Annotated in this window: 14 protein-coding genes; 2 read left to right on the top strand and 12 right to left on the bottom strand. The window is 63.8% G+C overall.

Annotated features, from left to right (window positions below):
• Positions 1-15: 15 nt before the first annotated feature.
• The 6 genes from ACMGE0_RS12470 to ACMGE0_RS12445 all read right to left on the bottom strand — a co-directional run bounded on the left by ACMGE0_RS12470 (position 16) and on the right by ACMGE0_RS12445 (position 6,429).
• Complete coding sequence (locus ACMGE0_RS12470; protein ID WP_436816166.1) at positions 16-1,407, bottom strand: pyruvate dehydrogenase complex E1 component subunit beta; 1,392 nt, start codon at positions 1,405-1,407, stop codon at positions 16-18.
• Positions 1,408-1,425: 18 nt separating this feature from the next.
• Positions 1,426-2,496, bottom strand: coding sequence for a pyruvate dehydrogenase (acetyl-transferring) E1 component subunit alpha (pdhA, locus tag ACMGE0_RS12465; RefSeq protein ID WP_436816165.1), 1,071 nt, complete (start codon positions 2,494-2,496; stop codon positions 1,426-1,428).
• A 194-nt stretch (positions 2,497-2,690) separates the two neighbouring features.
• Positions 2,691-3,008, bottom strand: coding sequence for an FtsB family cell division protein (locus tag ACMGE0_RS12460; RefSeq protein WP_436816164.1), 318 nt, complete (start codon positions 3,006-3,008; stop codon positions 2,691-2,693).
• Between the two features lie 301 nt (positions 3,009-3,309).
• Complete coding sequence (gene eno / locus ACMGE0_RS12455) at positions 3,310-4,584, bottom strand: phosphopyruvate hydratase (RefSeq protein WP_436816163.1); 1,275 nt, start codon at positions 4,582-4,584, stop codon at positions 3,310-3,312.
• 119 nt (positions 4,585-4,703) lie between these two features.
• Positions 4,704-5,552: a 3-deoxy-8-phosphooctulonate synthase gene (gene kdsA, locus ACMGE0_RS12450; protein ID WP_436816162.1), complete on the bottom strand. Its 849-nt coding sequence runs from the start codon at positions 5,550-5,552 to the stop codon at positions 4,704-4,706.
• Between the two features lie 4 nt (positions 5,553-5,556).
• Positions 5,557-6,429, bottom strand: coding sequence for a VOC family protein (locus ACMGE0_RS12445; protein ID WP_436816161.1), 873 nt, complete (start codon positions 6,427-6,429; stop codon positions 5,557-5,559).
• Between the two features lie 202 nt (positions 6,430-6,631).
• Between ACMGE0_RS12445 and lexA the strand changes: the two genes are divergently transcribed.
• Positions 6,632-7,354: a transcriptional repressor LexA gene (gene lexA / locus ACMGE0_RS12440; RefSeq protein ID WP_436816160.1), complete on the top strand. Its 723-nt coding sequence runs from the start codon at positions 6,632-6,634 to the stop codon at positions 7,352-7,354.
• Here lexA and ACMGE0_RS12435 read toward each other — a convergent pair.
• Complete coding sequence (locus ACMGE0_RS12435) at positions 7,335-9,854, bottom strand: ComEC/Rec2 family competence protein (protein WP_436816159.1); 2,520 nt, start codon at positions 9,852-9,854, stop codon at positions 7,335-7,337. The genes lexA and ACMGE0_RS12435 overlap by 20 nt on opposite strands.
• A gap of 288 nt (positions 9,855-10,142) precedes the next feature.
• On the opposite strand from ACMGE0_RS12435, the gene gltA reads away from it, so the two are divergent.
• Positions 10,143-11,432, top strand: coding sequence for a citrate synthase (gene gltA / locus ACMGE0_RS12430; RefSeq protein ID WP_436816158.1), 1,290 nt, complete (start codon positions 10,143-10,145; stop codon positions 11,430-11,432).
• Between the two features lie 30 nt (positions 11,433-11,462).
• Here gltA and lpxB read toward each other — a convergent pair whose 3' ends face one another.
• Genes lpxB through lpxD form a run of 5 tightly spaced genes read right to left on the bottom strand, consistent with a single transcriptional unit; the run spans position 11,463 to position 15,883 of the window.
• A complete protein-coding gene (gene lpxB / locus ACMGE0_RS12425) occupies positions 11,463-12,641 on the bottom strand; it encodes a lipid-A-disaccharide synthase (RefSeq protein WP_436816157.1) in 1,179 nt (392 codons plus the stop codon).
• Entirely contained in the window at positions 12,638-13,540 is a 903-nt protein-coding gene (locus ACMGE0_RS12420; protein ID WP_436816156.1) for an LpxI family protein, read from the bottom strand. The genes lpxB and ACMGE0_RS12420 overlap by 4 nt, the downstream gene beginning before the upstream one ends.
• A gap of 6 nt (positions 13,541-13,546) precedes the next feature.
• Entirely contained in the window at positions 13,547-14,362 is an 816-nt protein-coding gene (gene lpxA, locus ACMGE0_RS12415) for an acyl-ACP--UDP-N-acetylglucosamine O-acyltransferase (RefSeq protein WP_436816155.1), read from the bottom strand.
• Entirely contained in the window at positions 14,359-14,823 is a 465-nt protein-coding gene (gene fabZ, locus ACMGE0_RS12410; protein WP_436816154.1) for a 3-hydroxyacyl-ACP dehydratase FabZ, read from the bottom strand. The genes lpxA and fabZ overlap by 4 nt, the downstream gene beginning before the upstream one ends.
• Entirely contained in the window at positions 14,813-15,883 is a 1,071-nt protein-coding gene (lpxD, locus tag ACMGE0_RS12405) for a UDP-3-O-(3-hydroxymyristoyl)glucosamine N-acyltransferase (protein WP_436816153.1), read from the bottom strand. The genes fabZ and lpxD overlap by 11 nt, the downstream gene beginning before the upstream one ends.
• Positions 15,884-15,894 lie beyond the last annotated feature (11 nt).

Genomic DNA, 15,894 nt, shown 5'->3' with positions numbered 1-15,894 from the left:
CGGAACAACCTCCCCTTATTTGTAGCAGACGGTTTTGACGGCCTGGACGACCTCGCCGACATTCGGCAGAGCGAGCTTTTCGAGGTTCGCCGCGTAAGGCATGGGCACGTCCTTGCCGGCGATCGTCAGGATCGGCGCATCGAGATAGTCGAAGGCCTGCTGCATGACGCGGGTGGCGATTTCCGTGCCGACCGAGTTCTGCGGATAGCCTTCCTCGACGGTGACGAGGCGGCCGGTCTTCTTGACCGATTCGATGACGGTCGGCAGGTCCATCGGGCGAAGGGTGCGCAGGTCGATCAGCTCGACGTCGATGCCTTCCTTGGAAAGCTCCTCGACCGCCTTCGTCGCATAGGTCATGCCGATGCCGAAGGAGACGATCGTGGCGTCCTTGCCCTGCTTGTGGATGCGGGCCTTGCCGATCGGAAGCACGAAATCGTCGAGCTTCGGCACTTCGAAGGAGTGGCCGTAGAGGATTTCGTTTTCCAGGAAGATGACCGGATTCGGATCGCGGATCGCAGCCTTGAGCAGCCCCTTGGCGTCCGCTGCCGTATAGGGCACGACGACCTTGAGGCCCGGAATGCTCGAATACCAGGCGGAATAATCCTGGCTGTGCTGGGCGGCAACGCGGGCAGCGGCGCCGTTCGGGCCGCGGAACACCATCGAAGCGCCCATCTGGCCGCCGGACATGTAGAGCGTCTTGGCGGCGGAGTTGATGATCTGGTCGATCGCCTGCATGGCGAAGTTGAAGGTCATGAACTCGACGATCGGCTTCAGGCCCGCCATGGCGGCGCCGACGCCGACGCCGGCAAAGCCGTGCTCGGTGATCGGCGTGTCGACCACGCGGCGGGGACCGAATTCCTGCAGCAGGCCTTGGGTGATCTTGTAGGCGCCCTGGTATTCGGCAACTTCCTCGCCCATGACGAAGACGTCCTCGTCGCGGCGCATTTCCTCGGCCATGGCGTCGCGGAGCGCTTCGCGGACCGTCATCGTCACCATTTCCGTGCCGGCCGGGATATCCGGATCGGAGGCGGCAGGCGCGATCGGCCGGGCCGGAACGGGAGCGGAAGCAGAACCGGTGGCGGTCGGCTTTTCCTCCTGTTCGACCTGCGGAGCGGCCTTCGGCGCCTCGACGGGCTTTGCCTCGCTCACGGCATCGGCGCTCTCGCCTTCGGCGAGCAGTACGGCGATCTTGGTGTTGACCTTGACGTTTTCGGTGCCGGCCGGAACGAGCAGCCTGCCGATGACGCCTTCGTCGACGGCTTCCACTTCCATGGTCGCCTTGTCGGTCTCGATCTCGGCGATCACGTCGCCGGAGGTGACCTTGTCACCTTCTTTTTTCAGCCATTTGCTGAGCGTGCCTTCCTCCATGGTCGGGGAAAGGGCGGGCATAAGGATATCGATAGGCATTAAATTCCCTCCCCTCGATCAAAGCAGAATGTCGGTATAGAGCTCGGATGCATCCGGCTCCGGATCGGCCTGGGCGAAATCGGCCGAGTCGGCGACGATGTCGCGGACGTCCTTGTCGATCGCCTTCAGCTCGTCCTCGCTCGCCCAGCCCTTTTCCAGAAGGCGGGCACGCACCTGCTCGATCGGATCGTGCTCGGAGCGCATCTTTTGCACTTCGTCCTTGGAGCGGTACTTCGCCGGGTCGGACATGGAGTGGCCGCGGTAACGGTAGGTGAGCATTTCGAGGATGATCGGCCCCTTGCCGGAGCGGCACCATTCGGTCGCCTCGTCGGCAGCCGCCTTCACCGCGCGCACGTCCATGCCGTCGACCTGATAGCCCGGAATGCCGAAGGAGGCACCGCGCTGCGAGAAATCCGGCTGCGCCGTCGCGCGGGCGGTGGAGGTGCCCATGGCGTAACGGTTGTTCTCGACCACATAGACGACCGGCAGCTTCCAGAGCTGGGCCATGTTGAAGCTTTCGTAGACCTGGCCCTGGTTGGCTGCGCCGTCACCGAAATAGGCGGTGCTGACGGCATTGTTGCCGCGGTACCTGTTGGCGAAGGCCAAGCCGGTGCCGAGCGACACCTGGGCTCCGACGATGCCGTGGCCGCCGTAGAAATTCTTTTCCTTGGAGAACATGTGCATGGAGCCGCCCTTCCCCTTGGAATAGCCGCCCCGGCGCCCCGTGAGTTCCGCCATGACGCCGCGCGCGCTCATGCCCGTCGCCAGCATGTGACCGTGGTCGCGATAGCCGGTGATGACCTGGTCGCCTTCCTTCAGCGCCATCTGCATACCGATGACGACCGCTTCCTGGCCGATATAGAGGTGACAGAAGCCGCCGATGAAGCCCATGCCGTAGAGCTGGCCGGCCTTTTCCTCGAAGCGACGGATCAGCAGCATGTCGCGGAGCGCTTTCAGCTCCTCTTCCTTGCTGAACTCGGCGAAGGTGCCGCCGTTGAAATCCTTCTTGGCCGGCTTGGACGCCGTCCTGGTAGCAGACTTTGCCGCGGATTTGCGGCCGGATACAGACGCGGTTTTGGTCGGCGCCATTCATCCCTCCCTGTGTGCTGCGTTAAGAGCGGTGGGACGTCCCGGCATTATCCCGCCGGAAAGCCGCTCTGGTTTCGGGGCCGTACCATAGGGAAGAAACCATGCCCCAGCAATGCCATAAATGCATGGCTCACATTCCGCGCAAGACGCTGAAAAGACTTGCGAAATATTAAGTTAACCGAATTCCGGTTAATTCAGAAATAGTTGTTGAAGATGACGATCTCGTCCGGGCGCGACACGTTGAGCTGGTAGCGGGCGATCTCGTCGAGCATATCCTTCTCCAGCGAACCGTCGCTCATCAGCTGCACCTGCCGCTCCAGTGCCTCGCGCCTGGCGGTCAACTTGGCGAGTTCCCCCGCCCGCGCCTGCCGCTGGCGCTCGAATTCCTCCGTGGCGATCAGGCCGAGATCACCATGCACGGAATGATAGCCGAAGTATGAAAGGAAGGCGACGGTGATGGCGGGAAGGACGAAACGGCCGAATTTTCTTTTCTTATGATGCTTGGTCCACATGCCAACTCGACGCCTAGCCACGCTTTTTACGGAGGGATCGCACAATCGATCCGGAAGAATTTCAAGTTCGCAGAACTTGATTAAGCAATCGCTAACTAGAATCGAGTCCATGCGGACGAGAGAGATCGGGAGAGATTTCCTATGCCCCTCACCCTAACCCTCTCCCCGCGAGCGGTGAGAGGGAACGTGCCTCACGAAGCGGACTGAATTGGAGAAGCCGAAGCGGCATACGTCCTTCTCCCCGCAGGCGGGGAGAAGGTGGCGGCGGCCGGATGAGGGGCTGCCGAGCGGTGCGACTACGTCAAGCCTTCAGGATCGAGCGGCCGGCGTAAGCCGCCTGCGGACCCAGCATTTCCTCGATGCGGATGAGCTGGTTGTACTTGGCAAGCCGGTCGGAGCGCGACAGCGAACCGGTCTTGATCTGACCGCAATTGGTGGCGACGGAAAGATCGGCGATGGTCGAATCCTCCGTCTCGCCCGACCGGTGTGACATGACGGCCGTGTAACGCGCCTTGTGGGCGGTCTCGACGGCGTCGAGCGTTTCCGACAGCGAGCCGATCTGGTTGACCTTCACGAGGATGGAGTTCGCGACACCCATCCGGATGCCGTCGCGCAGGCGGGCGGAATTGGTGACGAAGAGATCGTCGCCAACGAGCTGGCACTTTTCGCCGATCTTGTCCGTCAATGCCTTCCAGCCGTCCCAGTCGTCCTCGGCCATGCCGTCCTCGATCGAGATGATCGGGTATTTGCCGACGAGTTCGGCGAGATAGTCGGCCATGGCGCCGCTTTCGAGCGTGCGGCCCTCGCCTTCCATCACATACTTGCCGTTCTTGAAGAATTCCGTCGAGGCGCAGTCGAGCGCCAGGAAGACATCCTCACCCGGCTTGTAGCCGGCCTTTTCGACCGATTTCATAATGAAGTCGAGAGCCTCCGGCGCGCTCTTGAGGCCCGGGGCGAAACCGCCTTCGTCGCCGACATTGGTGTTGTGGCCCTGGGCGGCGAGCTCCTTCTTGAGCACGTGGAAGATTTCCGAGCCCATGCGGACCGCGTCGCGTAGCGTGTCGGCGCCGACCGGCATGACCATGAATTCCTGGAAATCGATCGGGTTGTCGGCATGGGCGCCGCCGTTGATGATGTTCATCATCGGAACCGGCAGGACATGGGCGTTCGGACCGCCGACATAACGGTAGAGCGGCAGGCCGGCGGATTCGGCGGCGGCCTTGGCGACGGCGAGGGAGACGCCGAGGATGGCGTTTGCGCCGAGGCGCGACTTGTTCGGCGTGCCGTCGAGCGCGATCATCGTCCTGTCGATCTGGATCTGGTTTTCGGCATCGAAGCCGCCGATCGCATCGAAGATCTCGGTGTTGACCGCCTCGACCGCCTTTTCCACGCCCTTGCCGTGGTAGCGCTTGCCGCCGTCGCGCAGCTCGACCGCCTCATGCGCGCCGGTCGACGCGCCCGAGGGAACGGCCGCACGGCCAAAAGAGCCGTCTTCGAGATAGACATCCACTTCGACGGTGGGGTTGCCGCGGCTGTCGAGGATCTCGCGGGCGATGATATCGGTAATGGCGGTCAAAAGACTCTCCCTGGCTTGGACGTCGGATTTCTATGGTTCGAGGTCACTGAAAATGTCTCATAGTCAATGACACGAAAATTACAATGCGGCCGCTTTTCGCGCTTTTTCAGGCGGGCGGTTCAGGCAGCCTTGGCGACGGCATCGAAGGCCAGCAGCTTTTCGAGCAGCCGCGGCATGTCTTTCAGATGCACCATGTTCGGGCCGTCGGAGGGCGCATTGTCCGGGTCTTGATGCGTCTCGATGAAGACGCCCGCGACACCGACGGCGACGGCCGCCCGCGCCAGGGTCTCGACGAATTCCCGCTGCCCGCCGGACGAACCGCCCTGCCCGCCCGGCTGCTGCACCGAATGGGTGGCGTCAAAGATGACAGGCGCGCCCAGCGCCGCCATGATCGGCAGCGAGCGCATGTCGGAGACCAGCGTATTGTAGCCGAAGGAGGCGCCGCGCTCGCACAGGAGCACGTTCGGATTGCCGCTCTGGGTGAATTTGGCCAGCACGTTCTTCATGTCCCACGGCGCCAGGAACTGCCCCTTCTTGACGTTGATGACGCGGCCGGTCCTGGCTGCGGCGACCAGCAGATCCGTCTGGCGGGAGAGGAAGGCCGGAATCTGCAGGATGTCGACGGTCTTCGCGACGACCGCGCATTGTTCTTCCGTATGGATGTCGGTCAGCACCGGAAAGCCGAATTCCTTCTTCAGATCGGCGAAAATCTCCATGGCGCTTTCGAGCCCGATGCCGCGCTTGCCGGAAATCGAGGTGCGGTTCGCCTTGTCGAAGGAGGACTTGTAGACGAGACCGATGCCGAGCTTGCCGCAGAGCTCCCTCAGGGCACCGGCCATCATGAAGGCATGGTCGCGGCTTTCCATCTGGCAGGGGCCGGCGATCAGCGAAAGGCGCGCATCCTGCGCAAACAGCACCTTGCCCTCCCCTTCGCCGACCAAGACACGCGGATTGGCGGACACTTCCATGAGACTATTCCTCGAAACCGAACATGACGCCCTGGCCGGGCGCCGCCTGCACCAGGACACGGCCTTCCCGGCGGACGAATGCGACGTCATTAGCAGCAAGGGTGATCTCTGTCACGGCAAGATCGGCCGTCTTGAAGAGGATCGCCCGGCCCCGGAGCCCCCCGGCATCCGGCACCGGCGCGAGCGCGAATTCCGCCTCAAGGTCCCGGTCTTGCGCAATGCGGATGCGGGCATTGGCGGCGGCAAGCCTGATGACGGACGGTTCGATCTCCGCTTCCGTCATCAGCACCTGCTCCATCAGCGGCGTGAATTCGGAAGGCACCGGGGCTGAAAGAACGATCTCGCTCAAACCGGTGACCGCGTTGGCGTGGCGTTCCAGCTCGCCGCGATCGGCCGGCAGCGGGTTGATGCGCTGGGCGGAGAAGAGGAAGAAATCCGGCGTGCGATCGTCGCCCGCAAAGGCCAGCCGGAAGCTTGCCTCGGTTTGCGAACCGTCCGGCATCCTCACGCCGCGGGAGAATTCCAGCATATCGCCTGCCGAAACGCCCCTGAGCTTGAAGCGCTGGTGATCGGCGGCGGCATCGACGGTGGCAACCGCGAGCGCGGAAAAGCCCTGCCTCACCCTTGCCTTGCGGAAAGCAAGATCGCGCGCGGTGAAGACATTACCGCGCTTGGCCGCCGCAGACGCGTGACGGCGGTTGGCGATCGCCAGCGGCTCGAGATAGGCGCCGTCCGAGAGGAACACGCAGGCATTGGCCGTGCCGAACGGATGAAACGCATCGGCTGCCACAGTAAAACCAAGCTCGGAAAACCGCGAGCGCGCAAGCGCCAGCTGCGCCACCGGCAGGACGAGATGGTCGATCGATCTTGCATTCACGCGATGGCCCCCAGAATGCGGTACAGCAAAAACTACATTGGCAGCGGACCGGCTCCGCGCAAGTGGCGAGAAAAGAGATATGTGGCGTTCTTCCATGAAGAAAAAATCACCATACTTCACCAAAATTTAGGGACTTGCGGAACACATATGGAACATATAGTGTCCGTTCTGGATTTGTTTCCGACTCTCAGGGTGCCAACACATGCTCACGCGCAAACAGCAGGAATTGCTTCTGTTCATTCACGAACGCATGAAGGAATCCGGCGTGCCGCCTTCCTTCGACGAGATGAAGGATGCGCTCGACCTCGCATCGAAGTCCGGCATCCACCGGCTGATCACGGCACTCGAGGAACGCGGCTTCATCCGCCGCCTGCCGAACCGGGCGCGGGCGCTGGAAGTCATCAAGCTGCCGGAAGCCTATCAGCCGAGCCTGCAGCCACGCCGCGGCTTTTCGCCGAGCGTCATCGAAGGCAGTCTCGGCAAGACGCAGCCTGTCGCCGCCGTCCCTGCAAAGCCGGCTGCGAACGACGACGTCTCCAGCGCCACCACGGTTCCCGTCATGGGCCGCATCGCGGCGGGCGTGCCGCTCTCGGCCATCCAGAACAACACGCATGACATCGCCGTGCCGGCCGAGATGCTCGGTTCCGGCGAACACTACGCGCTGGAGGTCAAGGGCGACTCGATGATCGAGGCCGGCATTCTCGACGGCGACACGGTGATCATCCGCAACAGCAATACGGCCAATCCCGGCGATATCGTCGTGGCGCTGGTGGACGACGAGGAAGCGACGCTGAAGCGCTTCCGCCGCCGCGGCGCCTCGATCGCGCTCGAAGCCGCGAACCCGGCTTACGAGACCCGCATCTTCGGCCCCGACCGGGTGAAGATCCAGGGCAAGCTCGTCGGCCTCATCCGCCGCTATCACTGATCAGCGGCCGGAGCGCTTCCGGCAGCGCCGAGTTGAATGTCTGGCTCCGCCAGTCGTAATGGCGGTGTCGGGTCCAGGGACGGTCCCGGCCGGCCATGGCGGCATGGATCCGCCAATGGCGGATCTCCCTGGCGCCGTTGAGAAATACTTCGAGGGCGCCGGTCCTGCGCAGCGTATCGCCGTTGATCATCAGCGCGCCGGAACGGCAGCGGTCGAAGCGGGCGCGTGGCGCGATGACGAGATCGGCCGCATCGCAGGCCGCGCCGGCATAGCGACCGTCCTCTACGGACGCGACGATGACGCCTGCGGCGGTCCTTGTGGCGCACCAGATGCGGGGCGTGCAGATGAAATGGCCGGCAGGCGCCTCCCTGATGCGGGCTCGGGCGGTTTCGATTTCCTCTGCGGTCAGGTCACGCCGTTCGGCCGCCCCGGCATCCGGGGATTTCGTCCCGGAAGATTCGGCATCGGGCGACCTGTCCCTCGGCGGTGACATTTCCGGCTTTACGGGATCGCCAATGAGAAGCGCGCGCTTCCATTGGCCGTAGATGAAATCCGGCGGGCGGCTGCGGTTCGCCGCAACATTTTCTCCGTTCACCAGCGCAACCATCGTGCCGTCCTCGGAAACCAGCAGATCCGGGAGGGGTTTCGAGCGCTCCTGCCAGGAGAGCAGCAGGGCCGCGGCGAGGAACGGAATACCGACGAGCCGGAGCCTGGTTCTGAGCAGCGTCAACAGAAGAAAACCCGCGGTCGCCACCGCGAGGAACCCGGGATGCTGGCGGCCGATGCCGACGTCGCCGCCCCAGGCCGCCACGTGCTTGGCGATCGCGATCACCGCCTCCAGACCGAGCCCCATGAGCTTCAGGAAAGGCGCGTCCAGCCCGAAGGGCATCAGCAGCATGCCGATCAGCCCCATCGGCATGACCACGAAGGAGATGACCGGCATGGCGGCGAGATTGGCGGCCAGCCCGTAGGTCGCGATGCGATGAAAGTGCTCGACGGAAAAGATCGCCGTAGAGATGCCGCCGATCAGCGATGTCACGAAGATGCCGGCGGCGAAATTCCAGGAGGCCAGAACCGGCGTCACCGCAGGGTGACGGAACGGCAGCGGCTCCGGATCGCGCTTTTCCGCCCGATGTTTCCAGAGCGCGTAGCCGGCAACCAGGGCTGCGGTCGCGGCAAAGGACATCTGGAAGCTCGGGCCCAATATTTCCGAGGGCGAGATGGCGATGATGACGAGGGCGGAGAGCGCCACGTTGCGCAGGCTGATCGACGGCCGGTCGAAGAAGACCGCGACGAGCATCACCGCCATCATGATATAGGCCCGTTCCGCCGAGACCCCGAAGCCGGAAATCAGGTAATAGGCGGTCGCCATGAGAAGCGCGCCGAAAGCGGCGATCTTCTTGACTGGATAGGCCTGCGCGAAACCGGTGAAGAATGAAAGCGCGGTGCGGACGCCGACGAAAAAGATGCCGGCGGCGAGCGCCATGTTGAGCCCCGAGATCGCGACGATATGGGCAAGCCCCGAAAGGCGCAGCGCCTCGGTCGTTTCCTCGGAGATCGCCCGCCGCTCGTCCGTCACGATCGCGGCGGCGAAGGCGCCGGCGTCACCCGGCACCGCCTCGCGGATACGGGTCGCGATCGCGCTGCGCAGATCGAAAAGCCGGCTTTCGACTTCCGCAAACCAGGCGCGCGGGGGCGCCGGGCCCGCCTCTCTTTTCGGCGCGCCGTAGAAGAACCCGACGGCACCTATACCGTCGAAATAGGAGGAGAAGGCGAAATCGTTGAGCCCGGGCAGCGCCGGGCCCGACGGCGGCGAGATGCGTACCCGGCCGCCGATCGTCTCGCCGGTTTCGGCCGGCTCGTGGCGAGCCCTCGCAAGCAGCGACACCCGTTCCGGCGGACGCTTGACCTCGGGATCGGCCGTCCGTTCGACACGGACCACGTAGCGCCAGCGCCCATCCGCATCGACCTCGCGTCTTTCGACCACGCCAGCCAGCGCGGTCGTCACCGGCGAATCGAGAACGACCGTGTCCCGCCGCCAGGCTTCAAGCTCCGCCAGCATCATGCCGCCGAGAAAAAGGGCCATGCCGAGCGGAAGGAAACGCATGCCGCCGGCACGGTGCCGAGTGACGACCGCAAGCGCGGCAAAGATGCAGAAAGCCAGAAAGAACGGCCAGAAAGCCGGGTCTCGCGGCAAGGCGAACCAGCACGCGGCGCCGGCGCCGACAAGAACAGGAACGAAGAGGAAGGCATGTCCGTGCGCGGCCTCCTCCGCGAGCATCGCCGGACTGTTGCGCCAGAAGCGACGCAAGGGGCCGAGCCCGCGCCGCAGGGAACTTCCCTGCGCGCGGACTGCCGGCAGCCTCTCGTAGACCGGAACGGGCGCGGGATCATGAAAAGCGTCCGAGTCGGATGCGCCTCCGCTTGGCAGCCAACCGGGCGGCCGGGAGGTCGGCCTCCGCACCTTTGTCAGTTTCGGAAACGCAGTGTCTTCCGACATGAAACGCCCAGCCCGCCCCGTCGCCAAACATGCGACAAATGCAACCTGCGCGCTTCCCGGCACGCCGTCAACCGCCCAGGAAATCTCGGCAATCCGGACGGGTCGAACCACCCTGCAACAGGAAGTTGGATATCCAAGCAAAAGCCGCGGCCCGAGAGATTTTCGCGCTGCACAAAATGCCGCCAGGACAGCTTGGCATCAGCTTTAGGATCATATAGCAAGGCATGGGACGCTTAATTCTTGTGGCGCTTTTTGGGCGCCACGCCGCCAAAAGGTTGGAGGATCAGCATGACGGATAAAAGCGCAAATGTGGTACTGGGCGACAAGAAAGTCGACCTGCAGGTAAGGTCGGGTTCCATCGGTCCGGACGTGATCGATATCGGCTCTCTCTACAAGCAGACCGGTGCCTTCACCTACGACCCGGGCTTCACCTCGACGGCCTCTTGCGAATCCAAGATCACCTATATCGACGGCGACGAAGGCATCCTGCTGCATCGCGGCTACCCGATCGAACAGCTTGCCGAGCACGGCGACTTCCTGGAAACCTGCTATCTGCTCCTCTACGGAGAACTGCCGACCGCGGCACAGAAGAAGGATTTCGACTACCGCGTCACGCACCATACCATGGTGCACGAGCAGATGAGCCGCTTCTTCACCGGCTTCCGCCGCGACGCCCATCCGATGGCCGTCATGGTCGGAACGGTCGGTGCATTGTCGGCCTTCTACCACGACTCGACCGACATCACCGACCCGCATCAGCGCATGGTCGCTTCGCTGCGCATGATCGCCAAGATGCCGACGATCGCGGCGATGGCCTACAAGTATCACATCGGCCAGCCGTTCGTTTATCCGCAGAACAATCTGGACTACGCTTCCAACTTCCTGCGCATGTGCTTTGCCGTTCCGTGCGAAGAATACGTGGTCAATCCGGTTCTTGCGCGTGCCATGGACCGCATCTTCATCCTGCATGCCGACCACGAGCAGAACGCCTCGACCTCGACCGTCCGCCTCGCCGGCTCTTCGGGCGCCAACCCGTTCGCCTGCATCGCGGCCGGCATTGCCTGCCTCTGGGGTCCGGCGCATGGCGGCGCCAACGAAGCGGCCCTCAACATGCTGACCGAAATCGGCACGGTCGACCGCATTCCGGAATATATCGCCCGCGCCAAGGACAAGAACGACCCGTTCCGCCTCATGGGCTTCGGCCACCGCGTCTACAAGAACTACGACCCGCGCGCCAAGATCATGCAGAAGACCACGCACGAGGTTCTCGGCGAGCTCGGCCACAAGGACGATCCGCTGCTGCAGGTCGCCATGGAGTTGGAGCGCATCGCGCTCACCGACGAATATTTCATCGAGAAGAAGCTCTACCCGAATATCGACTTCTATTCGGGCATCACGCTGAAGGCGATGGGCTTCCCCACCACCATGTTCACCGTGCTCTTCGCGCTCGCCCGCACCGTCGGCTGGATCGCCCAGTGGGCCGAAATGATCGAGGACCCGGAGCAGCGCATCGGCCGTCCGCGCCAGCTCTATACCGGCGAGCCAAAGCGCGACTACCTGCCGATCTCCAAGCGCTGATCGAAGCGGGACGCAAAACAAAAAACCCGGTCATCGCTGACCGGGTTTTTTCCTGTCCAGAAGTTCGAGGACGACACCGGCGGCGGCTTCGCCCGGCGGCACCGGCACCTGCAGCCGTCGCCAGGTGAGATCGAACCCTTCCGTCATGGCGCGCCGCTGCGCCGTATCCGACGAAAGGCGCTCGACCCAGCGGCACAGGCTGCCTGCCCGCACCACCTCGTTGAAATATTCAGGCACGACGGGATAGTCGGCAATCAGGTTCGGAAGCGCGCCGGACCAGATCCTGATCCGCTTCGACATCAGCGTGATCAGCCAATCCGCCTGATAGGCCGAGACGACCGGCACGTTTGACAAAGCCAATTCGAGGATGACGGTTCCGGATGCCGCGATCGCCGCATCGGCTTCCGCGAAAGCTGCCCATTTGCTCTCGGCGCCGACCGAGATCTCCGGCCGGACCGGCAGGCTTGCCGCCATCTCGCGCACCAGCTTTTCCTGGCGCGGCACGGTCGGCAGCAGGAAACGGGCCGGGCCGTTACGCGCGACGAACTCACGCGCCGCCTCGCCGAAGATCGGCAGAAGCGCCCTGATCTCGGCCGATCGCGAGCCCGGCAAAAGCAGGATGGTCTTCTCTTCGCCTTCCGTCTTCACTGGCCGTTCGGCGCGGATGCCGCGAACCTTGAGGAGCGCCGGATCGTCGGTCAGCCGGTGGCCGACGAACGTGGTCTCAGGTCCGCCCAGCCGCTTCATCGCCTCCGGCTCGAAGGGCAATACGGCAAGCACATGATCGACATAGGCGAGCATCGCCGCGGCGCGGTATTCCTTCCAGGCCCAAACGCTCGGGCAGACGTAATCGACGATCGGCAGGTCGGGCAGAGCCGCCCGCACCTTTTTCGCGACGCGATGGGTGAAATCCGGACTGTCGATGATGACGAGCACGTCCGGCCGGGCGGCAACGATCGCAGCCGCCGTCTGGTTGATCCGCCGGATCAGGTTCGGCAGACGGGCAAGCACCTGCGTCAATCCCATGATCGACAGTTCGGAAAAGTCGAAGAGGGATGCCAAACCCTGCGCCTCCAGGGCTTCGCCGCCGACGCCGGTCAATTCGACGGGTCCGTCATGGGCAGCCTTCAGCGCCGCGATCAGATCGCCGCCCAAAAGATCGCCCGAGACTTCACCGGCGATGACGCCGACCTTCAAGACCCTGCTCACGACAACCCTCCGTTCGACCGGCCTCCATCCGGCAAGCCGGGATCGATGCCGCAGACGAAGATGCCGGCGGCATCGGCAGCGGCAATCATCTTCTTCTCTTCCAGCACCAGAGCGCGCCCGGCCTCGATCGCGATGCCGGCGAGCCCCGCCTTTACGGCATTCTCGACCGTCGACGGACCAACGGCCGGGAGATCGGCGCGCATATCCTGCTGCGGTTTGCAGAGCTTGACCAGCACGCCCTTGCGGCGCGCCGAGATGCGTCCCTCCGAACGTAGTGCGGCGACGCGTTCCAGCATGCGGTCGGTACCCTCCACGCCTTCCAGAGCCACGATCCGGCCGCCGACGCTCACCGCTCCCTGGCCGATATCGAGCTCGCCCAGCCGCCTTGCGGCCTCGGATGCCTTTTCGATATCGCGGCGGTCGTCGTCCGAGGGGGAATGCGCGCCGAGCGGCCCCGTCCTCGCCAACAATCCGGGCGCGATTTCATGCGCACCGATCACGCGGCAGCCCTGGGCCTCGATGAGACCGATCGCCGCCTGCAGCAGCGCGTCGTCGCCGCCGGAGACGAGCGTGCGAATAAGCAAAGGCAGCTTGCGCAGCGCCTTCCAGTTCGGACGGATGTCGCGCCAGTCGGGCCTTCGGGTAACGCCGCCGGATAGCACCACCCGATCGATGCGCTTCTCCCGGAAAAGCCGGTCAAACCCGGCTATGTCGGCGATGCCGGCTGCGGCGGTCTCGAAACCTTCGAAACGCTGATCGGATTCGTTGCGCAGCGGGATGATGAAAGGATCCTCGCCGGCCGCGCGCGCCGCCTCCGCCAGATGGACCGGCAGAAATCCGCTCCCGGCGATGATTGCCAGCCGGCCCTCCGGCTCAAGGCTTGAGAGGCCGCCGGGCATGACGGATCAACCCTTGCCGCGGAACGGAGAAGAGAGCGCCCGATCGCTGTCGGCGGCGATGAAATCGAGGATTTCCATCACTTCCTTGCAGTCGGCGTAATCGTCGCGGATGGCCGCCGCATTGGCGCGGATATTCCCCTCGCCCTCGAAAATCTGCCTGAAGGCACGACGCACGGTGTGGATCGTCGAGCGCTCGATGCCGGCGCGGGTCATACCGACCACGTTGAGCCCGCCCAGAATGCCCGGATTGCCGTTCAGCATGCCGTAGGGAATGACGTCGTAATTGACGGCCGAAAGCCCGCCGATGAAGGCCTGGCGGCCGATGCGGGTGAACTGGTGCACCGCACAGCCGCCGCCCAAAATCGCCCGGTCCGCGACATGCACATGGCCGGCCAGCATGACATTGTTCGACATGATGATGCCGTCGCCGAGCTGGCAATCGTGCGCCACATGGGAATTCGCCAGGAACAGGCAATCGTTGCCGACGACCGTCCTGCCGCCGCCGCCCACGGTCCCGCTATTCATCGTGACGCCTTCGCGGATGGTGCAGTTGTCGCCGACAACGAGCGAGGAATTCTCGCCGGCCTCGTGCAGGCTCTGCGAGACGCCGCCGACCACCGCCATCGGAAAAATCCTGGAATTGCGGCCTATCTGCGTATTTCCCATCACGACGGCATGCGAGATCAGCTCGACGCCATCCTTCAGCACGACACGCGGCCCCACATGCGAAAACGGGCCGACGACGACGTTCTCGCCGATAACGGCTCCGTCCTCGACCACCGCAAGCGGGTGGATGCGTGCGCTGGCTGCGATCCTATTCATTCACTACCCTTGCGCATCATCGCGCCGATATCCGCTTCCGCAACCAGTGCGCCGTCCACCTTGGCGTCGCAATGGAACTTCCAGATATTGCCGCGCTGCTTCTGCTTGGTGACATGATATTCGACCCTATCGCCGGGAACGACCGGCTTGCGGAACCGGGCGTTGTCGATGGTCATGAAATAGACCAGGTACCCGCCCTCGCCTTCCTTCCGCGCGCAAATGGCGCCCGCAGTCTGGGCCATGCCTTCGATCAGAAGCACTCCCGGCATGATCGGCCGGTCCGGGAAATGGCCGGTGAAATGCGGTTCGCTGGCAGTCACGTTCTTGATACCAATCGCGGAATTGTCGCCGTCGATCTCGATGATCTTGTCAACGAGCAGGAACGGATAGCGGTGCGGCAACAGCTTCATGATTTCCTGAATGTCGGCCGCGCCGAGTTCCGGCTTGGTCTCATCCGTCATTTTTCTTCTCTCCTTTGCGTTTCACCCGCTCATCCGACTGCGCCATCTTCTCCGCCATCTCGCGCAGGAAATCCTTCATCGGCCGAGCGGGAATGCCGCCATAGATGACACCGGGAGGAACGCTTGCAACGACACCGCTGAAGGCGGCAAGTTGCGCGCCGTCACCGATGGTGATGTGGCCGTTGATCGCCGCGGCGCCGCCGATCAGCACGCCATCACCGATCTTGGTGGAACCCGCTATACCAACACCGGCCGCTATGCCGCAATGACGGCCGATGCGAACATTGTGGGCCACCTGCACCTGATTGTCGATCTTCGTCCCCTCGCCGATCACCGTGTCGTCCATCGCACCGCGATCCACCGTCGTATTGGCGCCGATCTCCACGTTGTCCTGGATGATGACGCGGCCGACCTGCACGATCTTCAGCATGCCTTTCGGGCCCGGCGCATAACCGAACCCATCCTGGCCGATGCGGACGCCGTTGTGAATGATGACGCCGTTGCCGATAAGCGCGGCCAGAATGCTCGCGCCTGCGGCGACGGTGCAATCACGGCCGATCCTGACATCCGCGCCGATGACGGCGCCCGCGCCGATGCGCGTGCCGATGCCGATCTCCGCCCGCGCGCCGATCACGGCCATGGGCTCGACCTCCACGCCCGGTTCGAGCCTCGCGGTAGGATCAACGAAAGCCGCCGGCGAAATGCCCGCCGGTAGGGACGTGACCGGTGCCGGCCGCAATGCGGACGGGTGCAGGATTGCGCCTGCCTGCGCAAAGGCGGTGTGCGGGGTCTTCGTCAGGAGGACCGGTATATGCTCCGGAACGATCGGCCGGATCGCCGCATCGCAGAGAATGGCGGACGCCTTGCAGCTTTCGAGCTCCTGCCGGTTCTTGCGGGAGAGGATGTAGCAAATCTGCCCTTCGCCGGCACGCGCAACCGGCGCCACGGACCGGATCAACCGGTCGCCGGCGTCTGCATCAAGCAGTTCTGCCCCAAGACGGGCGGCCAGCTCGCGCAGGCTCACGCCATCGTGGGGCGGAAAGAACTCATTGGGGTCCATAAAGCCCGAAC

The sequence above is a fragment of the Neorhizobium descurainiae genome, assembly GCF_051400715.1.
Taxonomy (GTDB): domain Bacteria; phylum Pseudomonadota; class Alphaproteobacteria; order Rhizobiales; family Rhizobiaceae; genus Neorhizobium.
The sequence above is the reverse complement of the archived record's forward strand: the minus strand, read 5'-3'. Positions and strand labels throughout refer to the sequence as shown.